The sequence below is a fragment of the Microbacterium sp. NPDC055683 genome (assembly GCF_053617895.1).
In genome coordinates this window covers 1-16,052 of sequence record NZ_JBSHGQ010000044.1, presented here as the reverse complement: position 1 = coordinate 16,052, position 16,052 = coordinate 1, and the positions used below count along the sequence as shown (strand labels likewise).

Annotated in this window: 15 protein-coding genes; 14 read left to right on the top strand and 1 reads right to left on the bottom strand. The window is 71.5% G+C overall.

All coding sequences use genetic code 11. From position 1 onward, the window contains the following. Positions 1 to 41: 41 nt before the first annotated feature. The gene (locus ACWGPF_RS14775; protein WP_452333513.1) at positions 42 to 1,556 is read left to right on the top strand and encodes a glyceraldehyde-3-phosphate dehydrogenase; all 1,515 of its coding nucleotides are present in this window, start codon (positions 42 to 44) and stop codon (positions 1,554 to 1,556) included. Positions 1,557 to 1,624: 68 nt separating this feature from the next. Here the strand turns inward: ACWGPF_RS14775 and ACWGPF_RS14770 are convergent, their stop codons facing one another. Further along, positions 1,625 to 2,386, bottom strand: a complete 762-nt coding sequence (locus tag ACWGPF_RS14770; protein WP_345438671.1) for a GntR family transcriptional regulator — start codon at positions 2,384 to 2,386, stop codon at positions 1,625 to 1,627. Positions 2,387 to 2,556: 170 nt separating this feature from the next. Between ACWGPF_RS14770 and iolC the strand changes: the two genes are divergently transcribed. The 13 genes from iolC to ACWGPF_RS14705 all read left to right on the top strand — a co-directional run bounded on the left by iolC (position 2,557) and on the right by ACWGPF_RS14705 (position 15,985). Then, positions 2,557 to 3,501 carry a 5-dehydro-2-deoxygluconokinase gene (iolC, locus tag ACWGPF_RS14765; RefSeq protein ID WP_452333512.1) on the top strand — a complete coding sequence of 315 codons (945 nt, stop codon included), beginning with the start codon at positions 2,557 to 2,559 and terminating at the stop codon, positions 3,499 to 3,501. Position 3,502: 1 nt separating this feature from the next. Further along, positions 3,503 to 4,408, top strand: a complete 906-nt coding sequence (locus tag ACWGPF_RS14760; RefSeq protein WP_452333511.1) for a class I fructose-bisphosphate aldolase — start codon at positions 3,503 to 3,505, stop codon at positions 4,406 to 4,408. A 25-nt stretch (positions 4,409 to 4,433) separates the two neighbouring features. Next, positions 4,434 to 5,969: a CoA-acylating methylmalonate-semialdehyde dehydrogenase gene (locus ACWGPF_RS14755; RefSeq protein ID WP_452333510.1), complete on the top strand. Its 1,536-nt coding sequence runs from the start codon at positions 4,434 to 4,436 to the stop codon at positions 5,967 to 5,969. A gap of 80 nt (positions 5,970 to 6,049) precedes the next feature. Next, positions 6,050 to 6,940: a 5-deoxy-glucuronate isomerase gene (gene iolB, locus ACWGPF_RS14750; protein ID WP_452333509.1), complete on the top strand. Its 891-nt coding sequence runs from the start codon at positions 6,050 to 6,052 to the stop codon at positions 6,938 to 6,940. Between the two features lie 2 nt (positions 6,941 to 6,942). After that, positions 6,943 to 8,856 carry a 3D-(3,5/4)-trihydroxycyclohexane-1,2-dione acylhydrolase (decyclizing) gene (iolD, locus tag ACWGPF_RS14745; RefSeq protein WP_452333508.1) on the top strand — a complete coding sequence of 638 codons (1,914 nt, stop codon included), beginning with the start codon at positions 6,943 to 6,945 and terminating at the stop codon, positions 8,854 to 8,856. A gap of 20 nt (positions 8,857 to 8,876) precedes the next feature. Next, a complete protein-coding gene (locus tag ACWGPF_RS14740) occupies positions 8,877 to 9,926 on the top strand; it encodes a LacI family DNA-binding transcriptional regulator (RefSeq protein ID WP_452333507.1) in 1,050 nt (349 codons plus the stop codon). A 55-nt stretch (positions 9,927 to 9,981) separates the two neighbouring features. Next, entirely contained in the window at positions 9,982 to 10,905 is a 924-nt protein-coding gene (locus ACWGPF_RS14735) for a sugar phosphate isomerase/epimerase family protein (RefSeq protein WP_345438686.1), read from the top strand. A 14-nt stretch (positions 10,906 to 10,919) separates the two neighbouring features. Beyond that, positions 10,920 to 11,933: a Gfo/Idh/MocA family protein gene (locus ACWGPF_RS14730; protein WP_452333506.1), complete on the top strand. Its 1,014-nt coding sequence runs from the start codon at positions 10,920 to 10,922 to the stop codon at positions 11,931 to 11,933. Positions 11,934 to 11,947: 14 nt separating this feature from the next. After that, the gene (locus ACWGPF_RS14725; protein WP_452333505.1) at positions 11,948 to 12,814 is read left to right on the top strand and encodes a sugar phosphate isomerase/epimerase family protein; all 867 of its coding nucleotides are present in this window, start codon (positions 11,948 to 11,950) and stop codon (positions 12,812 to 12,814) included. Beyond that, positions 12,811 to 13,587 (top strand): SDR family NAD(P)-dependent oxidoreductase, encoded by a 777-nt coding sequence (locus ACWGPF_RS14720; protein ID WP_452333504.1) that lies wholly within the window; start codon positions 12,811 to 12,813, stop codon positions 13,585 to 13,587. The genes ACWGPF_RS14725 and ACWGPF_RS14720 overlap by 4 nt, the downstream gene beginning before the upstream one ends. Before the next feature lie 12 nt (positions 13,588 to 13,599). Beyond that, positions 13,600 to 14,484, top strand: a complete 885-nt coding sequence (locus ACWGPF_RS14715; RefSeq protein ID WP_452333503.1) for a sugar phosphate isomerase/epimerase family protein — start codon at positions 13,600 to 13,602, stop codon at positions 14,482 to 14,484. A gap of 11 nt (positions 14,485 to 14,495) precedes the next feature. Beyond that, a complete protein-coding gene (locus tag ACWGPF_RS14710; protein WP_452333502.1) occupies positions 14,496 to 15,503 on the top strand; it encodes a Gfo/Idh/MocA family oxidoreductase in 1,008 nt (335 codons plus the stop codon). Next, positions 15,500 to 15,985 carry a heme-degrading domain-containing protein gene (locus ACWGPF_RS14705; protein ID WP_452333501.1) on the top strand — a complete coding sequence of 162 codons (486 nt, stop codon included), beginning with the start codon at positions 15,500 to 15,502 and terminating at the stop codon, positions 15,983 to 15,985. The genes ACWGPF_RS14710 and ACWGPF_RS14705 overlap by 4 nt, the downstream gene beginning before the upstream one ends. Positions 15,986 to 16,052 lie beyond the last annotated feature (67 nt).

Here is a 16,052-nt window from a genome sequence, read left to right as displayed (position 1 = left end):
CGGGCGATGACGACCCGCCGAACGAAGGAGACCGAGCGAGCGTGAGCGAGCACTTCGAAGCCCGACGAGCGGAATGGATCGCGCGAGAGGAGCTGGCGGAGCGGATGATCCCGCTCATCGGGCGCCTGTACCGCGAGCACGGGATCGTGACCTCCATCCACGGGCGGCGCCTCATCAACATCTCGCCCGTCGAGATCCTCAAGAACCACCGGTTCACGCGCAAGGTCGGCGACGAGGTGCTGCGTCCGGAGAAGACGTACGCCGTTCTCGACGCCCTCGATGCGCTCCGGCCGGGCCCCGCCTCGGTCGACGTCGCGAGGCTCGTCACCCGCTTCGACGGACGCGGAGGGGTGTACGAGCCCGAGGCGCTCGCGGCCTTCCTCCGCGAGGAGCTCGCGCCCGTCCTCGACGCGCGCGAGTCGACGCCGACGGACGTCGTCCTGTACGGGTTCGGCCGCATCGGGCGCCTGCTCGCGCGCATCCTCATCGCGCACCAGGGGGATGGCACGGGTCTCCGTCTCCGCGCCGTCGTCGTCCGACGCGGGGCGGACGGAGACCTGCGCAAGCGGGCGAGCCTCCTCCGTCGAGACTCCGTGCACGGCCCGTTCGCGGGGACGATCGAGGTCGACGAGGAGAACGAGACGATCCTCGCCAACGGCACGCTCATCCAGGTCATCTACTCCGACGACCCGGCGGGCGTCGACTACACGGCCTACGGCATCCGCGACGCGATCGTCGTGGACAACACGGGGCGCTGGCGCGACGAGGAGGGGCTCTCGCAGCACCTCCGCGCTCCGGGCGTCGCGCGCGTGCTGCTGACGGCCCCCGGCAAGGGCGCCATCAAGAACATCGTCTCCGGCATCAACAGCGACGAGATCCGCGACGACGACCGGATCCTGTCCGCGGCCTCGTGCACGACCAACGCCATCACCCCTGTCCTCGCGGCGGTGGACGAGGCCTTCGGCATCCGTCACGGACACGTCGAGACCGTGCACTCGTACACGAACGACCAGAACCTCATCGACAACTTCCACAAGGGCGACCGCCGCGGGCGCTCCGCCGCGCTCAACATGGTCATCGCCGAGACGGGCGCCGCGAAGGCCGTCGCGAAGGCGCTGCCGCAGCTCGCCGGGCGTCTGTCGGGCAGCGCGATCCGCGTTCCGACGCCCGACGTCTCGCTCGCGATCCTCAACCTGCAGCTCGACCGTCCCACGACGAAGGACGAGATCAACGCCTACCTGCGTCAGACGTCGCTGACGTCGCCGCTGCGGCAGCAGATCGACTACGTCGAGTCGCCCGAGGTCGTCTCGACCGACTTCGTCGGCAGCAACCGCGCCGGCATCGTCGACGGCCTCGCGACGATCGCGGGCGAGTCGAGCGTCGTGCTCTACGTCTGGTACGACAACGAGTACGGGTACTCGTGCCAGGTGGTCCGCGTGCTCGAGCAGATGTCGAGCACGCACCCGACCATCCTGCCCGTGCGCGAGCCCGTGACGCTCGCCACGGCGGGCGCGGCGTCGCCGGCGGACGCGGCCGCGCAGCTCGCCGCCGTGTGAGGCCTCCTCGACGGGGCGCCGGCTGAGCCCGCGTCGGCGAGGCGCCCCGTCGGCCGTCGCTGCTCCGGCTACTTCGCGACGAGTGTCGTCTCGAAGCTGTACATGTCGGGGCGGTAGCAGTGGTGCCCGAACTCGATCGCGCGTCCCGACGCGTCGTAGGCGACGCGCTCCATCGTCAGCAGCGGCCCGCCTTTGTCGACGTCGAGCAGCTCGGCCTCGTCGCCGTGCTCGCGGCGGGCGCCGATCCGCTGCTTCGCGACCCGGATGGTCACACCGCGCGTCCGCAGGATCTGGTAGAGCCCCTGCTGCTCGAGCGTCTCGAGCGAGATGTCCGCGAAGTCGCTCGGCAGCCAGTTCTCCAGCAGCGCCACGGGGACGCCGTCGGTGCTGCGCTGGCGCCGCAGGTACAGCGCGTCGCTGCCGACCGCCACGCCGAGCTGCTCCGCGACATCGGCCGGCGCCGCCCGCACGTCGCGCACGAGCACGCGCGTCGTGGGGTCGTGCTGCGCGTTCTTGAGGTCCTCGTAGAGGCTCGTCAGCTCCACCTGACGCGTCACCTGACCCTGCACGACCTGCGTGCCGATGCCGCGGCGCCGCACGAGCAGTCCCTTGTCGACGAGCTCCTGGATGGCCCTGCGCACCGTCGGGCGCGACAGGCCGAGGCGGTGGCCGATCTCGATCTCGTTCTCGAGCCTGGCGCCCGGTGCGATCTCACCCGAGCGGATGGCCGCCTCGAGCCGGCTGGACACCTGGAAGTAGAGGGGGACGGGGCCGGTCCGATCGAGGTCGGCGAAGAGCTCGTCGGGCCATACGGGCTGGTCTGCAGCCATGATGCGCTCCTTTGCGGCCGGCCATCGGCCTAATGTCCCGACAATGTTACCGCGAGGCGGGTTTGTCAGCGGAAGATGCCCTTGCATGACGCCTCGCTTGTGATATTGTCAGGACATAAGCAAACGACCGCTCGGGCGCTGATGCCCGGTCAGGACAACGGAGCACCACGATGAGCACCTCACCCGACGTTCTCGCGATCGGCCGCCTCGGCGTCGACATCTACCCGCTGCAGGACGGCGTCGGCCTCGAGCAGGTCGAGACCTTCGGCAAGTACCTCGGCGGGACAGCCGGCAACGTGACCGTGGCGGTCGCCCGCTACGGACACGATTCCGCGCTCGTCTCGCGTGTCGGCGACGACCCGTTCGGCCGCTACCTCCTCGCGGAGCTCGCGCGACTCGGTGTCGACAACCGCTACGTCGCGACCGATCCGTCGCTCAACACCCCCGTGACGTTCTGCGAGATCTTCCCGCCCGACGACTTCCCGCTCTACTTCTACCGTGAGCCGAAGGCGCCCGACATGAACGTCGACGCCACGCAGATCGACCTCGACGCCGTGCGGGCGGCGCGCATCCTCTGGTTCACGACGACGGGTCTGAGCGAGGAGCCGAGCCGCGAGGCGCACCACGTCGCCCTCGCGGCGCGCGACCGCCGGCAGCACACCATCCTCGACCTCGACTACCGCCCGATGTTCTGGGAGGACCCCTCCCTCGCGACCGAGCAGATCGCCCAGGTGCTGGGACAGGTGACGGTCGCGGTCGGCAACCGCGAGGAATGCCAGGTCGCCGTCGGCGAGACCGAGCCGCTGCGCGCGGCCGATGCGCTCCTCGAGCGCGGGGTCGAGATCGCCATCGTGAAGCAGGGGCCCAAGGGCGTGCTCGCCAAGACGCGAGACGAGGTCGTCGAGGTGCCCGTGCACGCCGTCGACGTCATCAACGGCCTCGGCGCGGGCGACGCCTTCGGCGGCGCCCTCTGCCACGGCCTCCTGGAGGGCTGGGGCCTCGAGCGCACCCTCCGCTTCGCCAACGTCGCCGGAGCCGTCGTCGCCTCGCGGCGCGAGTGCTCCACGGCGATGCCCACGGCCGACGAGGTCGAGAACCTTCTGCAGGGAGCCTGACATGCCCGCACTCACCGAGGCCGACTTCGAGCGCCTCCGCGACATCCGCGCCCACCGCCCGCACGAGATCGGCGAGGCGTTCGCCGCCCGTCGCCGTCGCGATGTGCTGGCGGGCGACGGCCGCCTCTTCATCGTCGCGGCCGACCATCCGGCGCGGGGGGCGCTCGCCGTGGGCGCCGACCAGACCGCCATGGCCGACCGCTACGAGCTCCTCGACCGGCTCGCGACGGCGCTCACGCGCCCCGGGGTCGACGGCGTGCTGGGCACCCCCGACATCATCGACGACCTCGCCGCGCTCGGCCTGCTCGACGACAAGGTCGTCGTCGGCTCCATGAACCGCGGCGGCCTGCGCGGCGCCGCGTTCGAGATGGACGACCGCTACGGCGCATACGACGTGCCGACGATGGCGGCCAAGGGCATCGACTTCGCGAAGACCCTCGTCCGTGTGAACCTCGCTGACGCCGCCACGGCGCCGACGCTCGAGGCGACGGCGCGGGCCGTCGACGCGGCAGCGGCCGCCCGCCTGCCGATCATGCTCGAGCCGTTCATGAGCGAGTGGCGCGACGGCCGCATCGTCAACGACCTGTCGACCGACGCGGTCATCCTCTCGATCGCGATCACCTCGGGTCTCGGCGCCGACAGTGCGTACACGTGGATGAAGCTGCCCGTCGTCGACGACATGGAGCGCGTCATGGCCGCGACGACGATGCCGACGCTGCTCCTCGGTGGCGACTCGGGCGCCGACCCCGACGAGACGTTCGCGGCGTGGGAGAACGCCCTCGCCCTCCCCGGCGTCCGCGGTCTCACCGTGGGCCGCACCCTCCTCTACCCGCCGGACGGCGACGTCGCCGCGGCCGTCGACACGGCGGCGCGGCTCGTGCACCGCGACATCCCCGCCGCCGTCTGACTCCTCCCATCCGAAGGACACACCCATGAGCACCACCGACATCCCCGTCATCGGCCACTGGATCGACGGCGCCGTGCGCGCCTCGCAGAGTGGCCGGACCGCCCCTGTCCACAACCCCGCCACCGGCGCCGTGAGCGCGCACGTGGCGCTCGCCGATCAGGCGGAGATCGACGAGGCGATCGCCTCGGCCCAGCGCGGGTTCGAGACGTGGAGCCGGTTCTCGATCGCGAAGCGGCAGACGGTGCTGTTCGCGTTCCGCGAGCTGCTGAACTCCCGCAAGGGCGAGCTCGCCCGGATCATCACGGCCGAGCACGGCAAGGTCGTCTCCGATGCGATGGGCGAGATCCTGCGCGGCCAGGAGGTCGTCGAGCTCGCGACCGGGTTCCCGCACCTCGTCAAGGGCGCGTTCAGCGAGAACGCCTCGACGGGCATCGATGTGTACTCGATCAAGCAGCCGCTGGGCGTCGTGGGCATCGTGAGCCCCTTCAACTTCCCCGCGATGGTGCCGATGTGGTTCTTCCCCATCGCGATCGCCGCGGGCAACTCCGTCGTCCTCAAGCCGAGCGAGAAGGACCCCTCTGCCGCCCTCTGGCTCGCGCAGCTGTGGAAGGAGGCGGGTCTCCCCGATGGCGTCTTCACGGTCCTGCAGGGCGACAAGCTCGCCGTCGACGGTCTCTTGACGGCGCCCGAGGTGCAGTCGGTCTCGTTCGTCGGATCGACGCCGATCGCGCAGTACATCTACGAGACCGCGTCGCGTCACGGCAAGCGCGTGCAGGCGCTGGGCGGCGCGAAGAACCACATGCTCGTGCTGCCCGACGCCGACCTCGACCTCGTCGCCGACCAGGCCATCAACGCGGGCTACGGCGCGGCGGGCGAGCGCTGCATGGCGATCTCGGTCGTCCTCGCCGTCGAGCCCGTCGCCGACGAGCTCATCGAGAAGATCGTCGAGCGCATCGGCCGGCTCCGTATCGGCGACGGCGCGGGAGTGGATGGCGTGGAGCCGGACATGGGTCCCCTCATCTCCGCGCAGCACCGTGACAAGGTCTCGGGTTATGTCGACATCGCCGAGGCGGATGGCGCGACCATCGTCGTCGACGGGCGCGGCTTCCGGGTCGAGGGGCGCGAGGACGGCTTCTTCTTCGGTCCGACCCTCATCGACGACGTGCCGCTCACGTCGCGGGCGTACCAGGAGGAGATCTTCGGCCCGGTCCTCGAGATCGTCAGGGTGAAGAGCTTCCAGGAGGGCGTCGACCTCATCAACTCGGGCCAGTTCGGCAACGGCACCGCGATCTTCACGAACGACGGGGGAGCGGCCCGCCGGTTCCAGAACGAGATCCAGGTGGGCATGATCGGCATCAACGTGCCGATCCCCGTGCCCGTCGCGTACCACTCCTTCGGCGGTTGGAAGCAGTCGCTGTTCGGCGACGCGAAGGCCTACGGCGTGCACGGCTTCGACTTCTTCACGCGCGAGAAGGCCATCACGAGCCGCTGGCTCGACCCCGCCACGAGGGGCCAGTCCGCCACCCGCGGCATCAACCTCGGCTTCCCGCAGAACGACTGAGCCGAGCTCGCCGCCATCCGGTCGCCTGCGAGCGGAGCGAGACGGTTCCACCCCACGCAACACCAAGGAGAATCGATCCCATGACCGACCAGCGCTGGTTCCATTCCCGCGGCGCGCTCGCGCGCGACGGATGGGAGACGGTCGTCGACGAGACGATCGACGGCTGGGCGCACACGGGCCTCCGCGTCGCACGGCTCGAGGCGGGGCAGGAGCTCCGCCTCGAGCCCGGCACGGAGAAGCTCGTCGTCCCGCTGGCCGGCTCGTTCCGCGTGACGACGGCGGACGCCGCCCACGAGCTCGCGGGGAGGGCGTCGGTGTTCGACGGCCCGAGCGACGTGCTCTACCTCTCCACGACCGAGACGGCCGTGCTCTCGGGGGAGGGGCGCGTGGCGGTGGCGACCTCTCCGACGGCGACCGCGTTCCCGACCCGGCTCATCCGCGCGGCCGAGACGCCCGTCGAGCTGCGGGGAGCCGGGGCGTCGAGCCGCCAGGTGCACAACTTCGGGACGCCGCAGGCGCTCGACGCCGCGCGCTTCATCGTGTGCGAGGTGATCACGCCGTCCGAGAACTGGTCGTCGTACCCGCCCCACAAGCACGACGAGCACGTGCCCGGCCACGAGTCGCGCCTCGAGGAGATCTACTACTTCGAGACCGCGCCCGCGCGCGTCGGCGGGGAGAAGGGCACGCACGAGGCGTCCTTCGGGATGTTCAGCACGTCCTCGTCTCCCGCCGGCGCCATCGACATCAACGCCCAGGTGCACACGGGCGACGTCGCCCTCGTGCCGTTCGGCTACCACGGTCCCGCGGTCGCGGCGCCCGGATACGACCTGTACTACCTCAACGTGATGGCGGGCCCCGATGCGGAGCGCGTCTGGAACATCAGCGACCACCCCGGCCACGCCTGGGTGCGCGAGACCTGGGAGGGGCAGCAGTTCGACTCCCGCCTCCCCTACGAGAACAAGGAGGGCTGACCATGGGCAGCACCACGCGGATGACCGTGAGCCAGGCGCTCGTCGAGTTCCTCGCCCGCCAGTGGACGGTCGACGGCGACGTGCGCGAGCGCACGATCCCCGGCGTCTTCGGCATCTTCGGACACGGCAACGTCGCCGGGGTCGGCCAGGCGCTCAAGCAGATCCACCACGAGCAGCCGGGCCTCATGCCGTACTACCAGGCGCGCAACGAGCAGGCCATGGTGCACCAGTCGGTCGGGTACGCCCGGATGCACCGTCGGCGCGGCACGTTCGCCTCCGCCGCCTCGGTCGGCCCCGGCGCCGCCAACATGCTGACGGGCGCCGCGCTCGCGACCTCGAACCGTCTCCCGGCGCTGCTGCTGCCGAGCGACACGTTCGCCACGCGCGTCGCCGACCCCGTGCTCCAGCAGCTCGAGCACCCGCACGACATCGGCATCCAGGTGAGCGACGCGTTCCGCCCCGTCTCGCGCTTCTTCGACCGCGTGCAGCGTCCCGAGCAGCTGTTCTCCATCGCGCTCGCCGCCATGCGCGTGCTGACCGACCCCGCCGAGACGGGCGCCGTCACGATCGCGCTCCCCGAGGACGTGCAGGCCGAGGCGCTCGACGTCCCGGCGGAGTTCCTGCAGGAGCGCGAGTGGCGCATCCGCCGGCCGCGTCCCGAGCGCGACGCGCTCGCCGCGGCCGTGCGCGCCATCCGCGACGCGAAGCGGCCCTTCATCGTCGCGGGCGGCGGTGTGCTCTACTCCGACGCGGAGCGCGAGCTGCGCGCTTTCGTCGAGGCCACGGGCATCCCCGTCGGCACGTCGCAGGCCGGCGGCGGCGTGCTCGCCTGGGACCACCCGCAGAACCTCGGCGGCGTCGGCGCGACCGGAACGCTCGCGGCCAACCGCCTCGCGGCGGAGGCCGACGTCGTCATCGGCATCGGCACGCGCTACAGCGACTTCACGACGGCTTCGCGTACGGCGTTCCAGAACCCCGACGTCGCGTTCGTGAACATCAACGTCGCGGCGTTCGACGCGTACAAGCACGGCACCCAGCTGCCGGTCGTGGCCGACGCGCGCGAGGCCATCGTCGAGCTGGCGGACGCGCTCGCCGGCCTGCGCGTGGACGCCGACTACGCCGAGCGGATCGCGGCGGAGAAGGCCTCGTGGGATGCCGCGGTCGACGCCGCGTTCGCTCCGTCGGGCCTCGCGCTCCCCGGCCAGCCCGAGATCATCGGCGCCGTGCAGGACTCGAGCGCGCCGGAGGACGTCGTCGTGCAGGCCGCCGGCTCCCTGCCCGGCGACCTCCACAAGCTGTGGCGCGTGCGCGACCCGCTCGGCTACCACGTCGAGTACGCCTTCTCATGCATGGGATACGAGATCGCGGGCGGCATCGGCGCGAAGCGCGGCGCCCTCGCGTCGGGCTCCGACCGCGACGTGATCGTCATGGTCGGCGACGGCTCGTACCTCATGCTCAACACCGAGCTCGTGACGGCCGTCGCCGAGGGCATCAAGATCATCGTCGTGCTCATCCAGAACCACGGCTACGCGTCGATCGGCCATCTGTCCGAGACCGTCGGATCCGAGCGGTTCGGCACGAAGTACCGCGCCTACGATCCGCAGGCGCGCGACTTCCAGGGCGAGGAGATCCTCCCCGTCGACCTCGCGATGAACGCCCGCAGCTACGGGCTCGACGTCGTCGAGATCGAGCCGACGGCCTCGGCGATCGACGACCTGAGGGCCGCTCTCGCGGAGGCGAAGGCGTCCGACCGGTCGACGTTCATCCACATCAACAGCGACCCGCACATCTACGCCCCCGACGGCGCCGGATGGTGGGACGTGCCCGTCGCGCAGGTGTCGACCATCCCGTCGACGCTCGCGGCACGGGTCGAGTACGAGGAGCAGGTCAAGGCGCAGAGGCCGCTGATCGGCTGAGCGGCGACGGGGGAGGGGCCATGGCGTCGCAGCGCTCCGTCACGATGGCGGATGTGGCGGCTCGCGCGGGCGTGTCGCGCTCGCTCGTCTCGCTCGTCGTCCGCGGCTCGCCGCTCGTCTCCGACACGCGGCGGGCCGCGGTCACGGCGGCGATCGACGAGCTCGGGTACCGGCACAACCAGATCGCGAGCCGCCTCGCCGCGAAATCGACGCGCACGCTGGGCCTGCTGCTGTTCGACCTCCACAACCCTGCGTACGCCGACCTCCACGACGGTGTCGTGGAGGTCGCGGAGGCGGCGGGCTACGAGGTGCTGCTCGTCGCGGGCTCGCGCGACGGCGCCCGCGAGCAGGCCGTGCTCGAGCGCCTCGTGACGCTGCAGGTCGACGGCCTCATGGTCGCCGGCTACGTGGGGTCGGCCGCCGACCTTCTCCGCACGGCGCGCGGCCTCCCCGTCGTCGTGGCGAATCGCCGCATCGATGCCGACGGCGTCGACAGCGTGGTGTCCGACGATGCGGAGGGGGCGACGATCGCGGTCGAGCACCTGATCGCGCTCGGGCACCGGCGCATCGCCCACGTCTCCAGCCCGCACGGCAACCCGTATCAGCTGCGGCGTCGCGGCTACGAGGCGGCCATGCGCGCGCACGGGCTCGAGCCGTGGGTCGTGGAGGGCGATCTCGCGGCGACGGGCGGGCGCGCCGCCGTGGCGGCGTGGGGCGAGGGCGAAGCGCTCCCGACCGCCGTCTTCGCCCACAACGACCTCTCGGCGGTGGGCGCGATGTCGGCGCTCGCCGAGCGCGGCATCGGGGTGCCGGGCGACGTGTCCCTCGTCGGCTACGACAACACCGACCTCTCCGCGCTGCCGTCGATCGGCCTGACGACGCTCGAGCAGCACGCCCGCGAGCAGGGCCGGATGGCCGTGCGCATGCTCCTCGAGCGTGTCGCGGAGCCCGGCATCGCGGCGCGCGCGGTCGTGATCCCTCCCGTTCTCGTCGAGCGCTCGACGACCGCGCCGCCGCGCGGCGCGACACGGCGGGGAGGACTTGACGCGGAGCCACTTGGTGCGCTCTAATCATCTTTGACGGTATGACCTAACAAAGCCGTCGAGCAAAGGAGCAGGCAGGACGATGACGACCGACAACGCCGCCGCACGCGGCCTCCGCATCGGCACGGCGCCCGACTCGTGGGGCGTCTGGTACCCCGAGCACCCGCGTCAGATCCCCTGGCAGCGCTTCCTCGACGAGGTCGAGAAGGCCGGATACAGCTGGATCGAGCTGGGCCCCTACGGCTACCTCCCGACCGACCCCCACCAGCTCGAGGACGAGCTCGGCGCACGCGGGCTCAAGCTCTCCGCGGGCACCGTGTTCACGGGCTTCCACAAGGGCGACGAGCAGTGGCAGCGTGCGTGGGATCAGGCCGTCCAGGTCGCAGGCCTCGCCGCAGCCGTCGGCGCCGAGCACATCGTCGTCATCCCCGACATGTGGCGCTCCGACCTCACGGGCGAGGCGCTCGAGCCGCGCACCCTCGACGCCGCGCAGTGGGACAAGCTCGCCGCGGGCCAGGAGCGCCTCGGCAAGGCGCTGCTCGAGGAGTACGGCGTCCGCCAGCAGTTCCACTCGCACGCCGACAGCCACATCGGCACGCGCGGCGAGGTCGTGCGCCTGCTCGAGCTCACCGATCCGCGCTATCTCAACCTGTGCCTCGACACGGGGCACTACGCCTACTACGGCGGCGACAACCTCCGCCTCATCCAGGAGCACCCCGAGCGCATCGGCTACCTGCACCTCAAGCAGATCGACCCCGAGTACCGCTTCGACGTCCTGAAGAACGACGTGCCGTTCGCCGACTCGGCGAGCCGCATCATGGTCGAGCCGCCGTCGGGCATCCCCGACTTCGCCCCCATCATCGAGGCCGTCTCGGCCATCGATCCCGAGATCTTCGCCATCGTCGAGCAGGACATGCCGGGCGTCGACATCGACCTCCCCCTCGGGATCGCCACCCGCACCCGCCAGCACATCTTCGGCTGCACGTCGTTCGCGCGTCAGCACTGAGCACAGGAGACAACATGAGCCAGGACCTCCGCATCGGCGTCGTCGGCGCCGGCCTCATGGGCGCCGACCACATCGCCCGCATCACCCACCGCATCAGCGGAGCGCGCGTCGCCGCCGTCATCGAGCCCGACGCGGGCCGTGCCGCGGCGGCCGCAGAGAACGCGCCCGGCGCGCAGACGTACTCGCGCATCGAGGACGCCATCGCCGACTCGGCCGTCGACGCCGTCCTCATCGCGACGCCCGGCCAGTTCCACCTGCCCGTGCTCGAGCCCGCGCTCGCCGCCGGCCTCCCCATCCTCTGCGAGAAGCCGCTGACGCCCGACTCGGAGACGTCGCTGCAGGTGCTCGCGCTCGAGCAGAAGCTCGACCGCCCGCACATCCAGGTCGGGTTCATGCGCCGCTTCGACCCCGAGTACGCCCAGCTGCGCGAGCTCATCGCCTCGGGCGATGCGGGCGAGCTCCTCATGGTGCGCGCGGTCCACCGCAACCCGAGCGTGCCCGACAGCTATGGCCAGAGCATGCTCATCACCGACTCGGTCGTGCACGAGTTCGACGTCGTGCCGTGGCTCGCTGGCTCGCCGATCGCGAGCGTCGAGGTGAAGTACCCGCGCCGCAACGACCTGTCGCCCGAGCGCCTGCGCGAGCCCATCCTCGTCCTCATCGAGCTGCAGAACGGCGTGCTCGTCGACGTCGAGATGAACGTCAGCGTGCAGTTCGGGTACCAGGTCGCCACGGAGGCCGTCTTCCAGCAGGGCGTCGCGCGCATCGGCCAGCCGTCGGGCCTGCAGCTGTGGCAGGCGGGGCGCGTGTCGAGCGCGGAGCACGTGAGCTTCACGACGCGCTTCGCGACCGCGTACGACAACGAGATCCAGCGGTGGGTCGACGCCGTGCGCGACGGCCGTCTCGTCGACGGGCCCAACGCGTGGGACGGCTACCTCGTCGCACTCGCGTGCGAGGCCGGAGTGCGCGCGCTCGACGGCGGCGTCCAGCCCGTCGAGGCCGCAGACCGCCCCGCCTTCTACGCCTGATCGGAGACGACGACATGGTGCGCATCGCCCTCGACCCCACGCCCTACCACGACGGGCACTCGATCCTGGAGTTCCCCGACATCGCGGCACGCCTCGGCTACGAGCACCTGCAGCTCACCCCGCACGCCGACTTCGGGCCGTTCTTCCGCTACCCGAAGGCCGACGACGCGCTCGTCGCGAAGCTCAAGAAGGCCGCGAAGGACGCCGGCGTCTCGATCCCCGCGCTCCTCCCGGTGCAGCGGATCTCGTGGCCGGACGAGCCGCAGCGGCAGGCGGCGGTGCGCAACTTCCGCCGCATCATCGAGCTCGCCGTCGAACTGGAGGTCCCCGTCATCAACACGGAGTTCTCCGGTCGGCCCGAGCGGCAGGAGGACTCCGAGGCGGCGTTCTACACGTCGATGGAGGAGCTGCTGCCGATCATCGAACGCGAGGGGCTCCGCCTCAACGTCGACCCGCACCCCGACGACTTCGTCGAGGACGGGCTCGAGGGATGGCGCGTGCTGCGCGGGCTGAACTCGCCCGCGGTCGGGTTCGTCTACGTCGCCTCGCACACATTCCACTACGGCGACCGCGCGACGACGCTGCTCCCCGAGCTCGGCGACCGCATCGGCGCCGTCTACACGGCCGACACGTACGACCACCACCGTTCGCACGGGCTCCGCTACATCACGAACCCGCCCGGGAACGCCGTGCGCGTGCACCAGCACCTGAGGATCGGCGACGGCGACGTCGACTGGACGGAGCTCTTCACGACGCTGCGCGAGGTCGGCTACCTCGACCGCGACGACGCCCTCATCGTGTCGAACGTGTTCGCCGAGGACGAGGCGCGCGACGAGGTGTCGCGCTACCAGCTCGAGAAGCTGCGCGAGCTGATCGGATGACCTGGGCCCGCTACCCGTTCGACGGCACGCGGGTGCTCGTCACGGGGGCGGGCACGGGGATCGGCGCCGCGATCGCGACGGCCTTCCTCGAGCAGGGCGCGCGTGTGGCCCTGGTGGGCCGCACCCGTGCGACGCTCGAGGCGACAGCGTCCGCGGCTCCCGAGCGGGCCCTCGTGCACGTCGCCGACGTGGCGCAGCGCGCCGGCGTCGAGGGCGCTGTCGCCGCGGTGGTCGACGCCTGGGAAGGCATCGACGTCGTCGTCGCGAACGCCGGCCTGTCGGAGCACGGCGGCATCGCCGACCTCTCCGACGCGTCGTGGGAGCGGATGAGAACGCTCAACCTCGACGGCACCCTCTTCCTCGCGCGGTCGAGCATGCCGCACCTGCGCACCGCGCGAGGGACCTTCCTCGCGATCACGTCGATCGCCGGTCTCGGCGGCGACTGGTCGCAGCCCGGGTACAGCGCCACGAAGGCCGCGGTGAACGCCCTCGTGCAGACGATGGCGATCGACGAGGGGCGCGCGGGCGTGCGCGTCAACGCGATCGCCCCCGGCTTCACGCGCACGGCGCAGACGGCCGAGCGGCTCGACGACCCCGCCTTCCATGCGCGGCTCGTCGACCGCCTCGCGCTCGACCGCGCGGCCGAGCCGGCGGAGATCGCGCAGGCGGCGCTGTTCCTCGCGAGCCCCGACGCCTCGTACGTCACCGGTGTCGTCCTGCCCGTCGACGGCGGAACGACCGCCTCCATCGGCACGCCCCGCCCACCCGCCTGACCCGGAGCATCCATGACCAAGCTGTCCATGAACGTCACGACGACCTTCCACGGGAACGTCGTCAACGACATCGCCGTCGCGAAGGCCGCAGGCTACGGCGGCATCGAGCTGCAGAGCCCCAAGCTCTACCGCTACCTCGATGCCGGCTACGCCGTCGAGTCGCTGCCGCCTCTGCTCGACGGCCTCGAGGTGACGGGCATCGGGGCCGTCCTCGACCTCGAACGGCGCGGCGACGCACGCGAGACGCTCCTCGCCGAGGTCGAGCGGATGGCCGGCATCGCCGTCGTCGTCGGCGCCCCCATCCTGCAGATGTGCACGGGCCCCGTCGACTGGGAGGTCGTGAAGGACTTCCAGGCCGGCCGCCTCACCGCCGACGACCTCCGCTACCGCGGCACGCTCGGGCTCTCAGAGAGCGATGCGCTCGACGTCGCCGCGGCGAACGTGCGCGAGGCCGCCGACATCGCCGCCGACCGCGGTCTCGATCTCTACCTCGAGCCGCTCGCCTGGTCGAACCTCAACCGGCATCGGCACTCGCTCGAGATCATCGAGCGCGCCGGCCGCGACAACGTCGGCATCGCGCTGGACACATGGCACTACTGGACGACGGGCGACACCCTCGAGGAGGTCGCGGCGACGCCCAGGGAGCTCATCAAAGCCGCGCACATCTCCGACGGGCTCGATCTCGACCGGGAGCACGACGTGCCGGACCAGAGCGTGCACCGCAACGTCGTCATCGGCGGCGGCGCCATCCCCCTGCAGGAGTGGGTCGACGCGATCAAGTCGACGGGGTACGACGGCTGGTGGGTGTCGGAGATGTTCTCCGACAAGGCCAACGAGCACGACTTCCTCGAGGTGGCCACGACCATCCGCGGGCTCCTCCACATCCTCGTCTCCTGAGAGAGCAGACCATGCAGCGATTCGCCCTCATCGGAGCCGGCTTCATCGGCTCCGTGCACGCCCGCAGTCTCGCGGAGCATCCCGACGTCGACTTCCGCCTCGTCTACGACGTCGACGGCGCCCGCGCCGAGGCGCTCGCCTCGGCCCACGGCGCCCGCGCGGCGCGCTCGCTCGCCGAGGCGTTCGACCCCGAGCTCGTCGACGCCGTCTTCATCGCGTCGTCGACCGACACGCATGCCGAGAACCTGCGACGCGCCGCCGACGCGGGGCTCGCCGTGCTCGTGGAGAAGCCCATCGATCTCGATCTCGCGCAGGCCGTCGAGACCGTCGCGTACGTCGAGAGCGCGGGCGTGCCCGCCATGGTCGACTTCAACCGGCGGTTCGACCGCGACCACGCCGAGCTCAAGCGGCTCGTCGACGTCGGGGCCGTGGGCGACGTCGCGCTCGTGCAGCTCACGTCGCGAGGGCCCGCGCTGCCGCCGCTCGACTACCTGCGGGTGTCGGGTGGGCAGATGCGCGACCAGACGGTGCACTTCTTCGACCTGGCGCGCTGGATCACGGGCCTCGAGCCCGTCGAGGTGCACGTGGCCGGATCGGCGCTCGCCGACCCGCGCGTGGCCGAGATCGGCGACGTCGACACCTCGGTGGCGACGCTGAAACTCGCGGGGGGCGCGCTCGTCCAGATCGACAGCGTGCGGCACACGGGCTACGGCTACGACGAGCGCATCGAGGTGCTCGGCTCCACAGGGATGGCCGAGTCCGGTCGCATGCGCGCGGGAGGGGTGACGCGCTTCCGCGGCACGGAGGCGGTGTCCGACGGCCTCCACGCCGGATGGTTCGAGCGCGTGCGCCCGACCTACGCCGCCGCCCTCGGCGCGTTCGTGACGGCGCTCGAGACGGGCGGGCCCGTTCCCGTCGGCCTGCGCGACGGCCTCCGCGCGCAGGCGATCGCGGAGGCGGCGACGCGATCCCTCGCCTCGGGGCGCAGCGAGCCGATCGATGGCGGAGTGCCCGCGTGACGGCGGGGGAGGGGTACCGCTCTCTCGACGCGCGGGCGCTCCTCGCGCGCCTCGAGTCGGAGGAAGCGGAGCTCGACTTCGACGGCTTCGGTCTGGACACGGCGTGGGGACTGGGCTCGCGGCTGCGCGCCGTCGCGATCGAGCGCGGGCACGGCATCGCGTGCGCCGTCGTCCTCGGCGAGCAGCGGGTCTTCCACGCGGCCGTGCCGGGATCCGCCGCGGTCAACGACGCCTGGCTCGAGCGCAAGTTCCGCGTCGTCGCGCACTACGACCGCTCGACCCTCGCCGTACGAGCTCAGTACCTCGCCGAGGGCATGACGTTCGAGACGCACAGCGCGCTCGACCCGCTCCGCTACGCCGCGGCCGGCGGGGCGTTCCCGATCCGGGTGCGCGGCGCGCTCGCGGGCGCCGTCGGCGTGAGCGGGCTCGAGATGCACGACGACCACGCCCTCGTCGTCGAGGTGCTGCGCTCACTCGTCTGAGGACATGCAGAAGGGGCCCGCTGCCCCGGGCGGGCCCCGTGAGCCTGCGGGCCCCACAGCGGCGGCG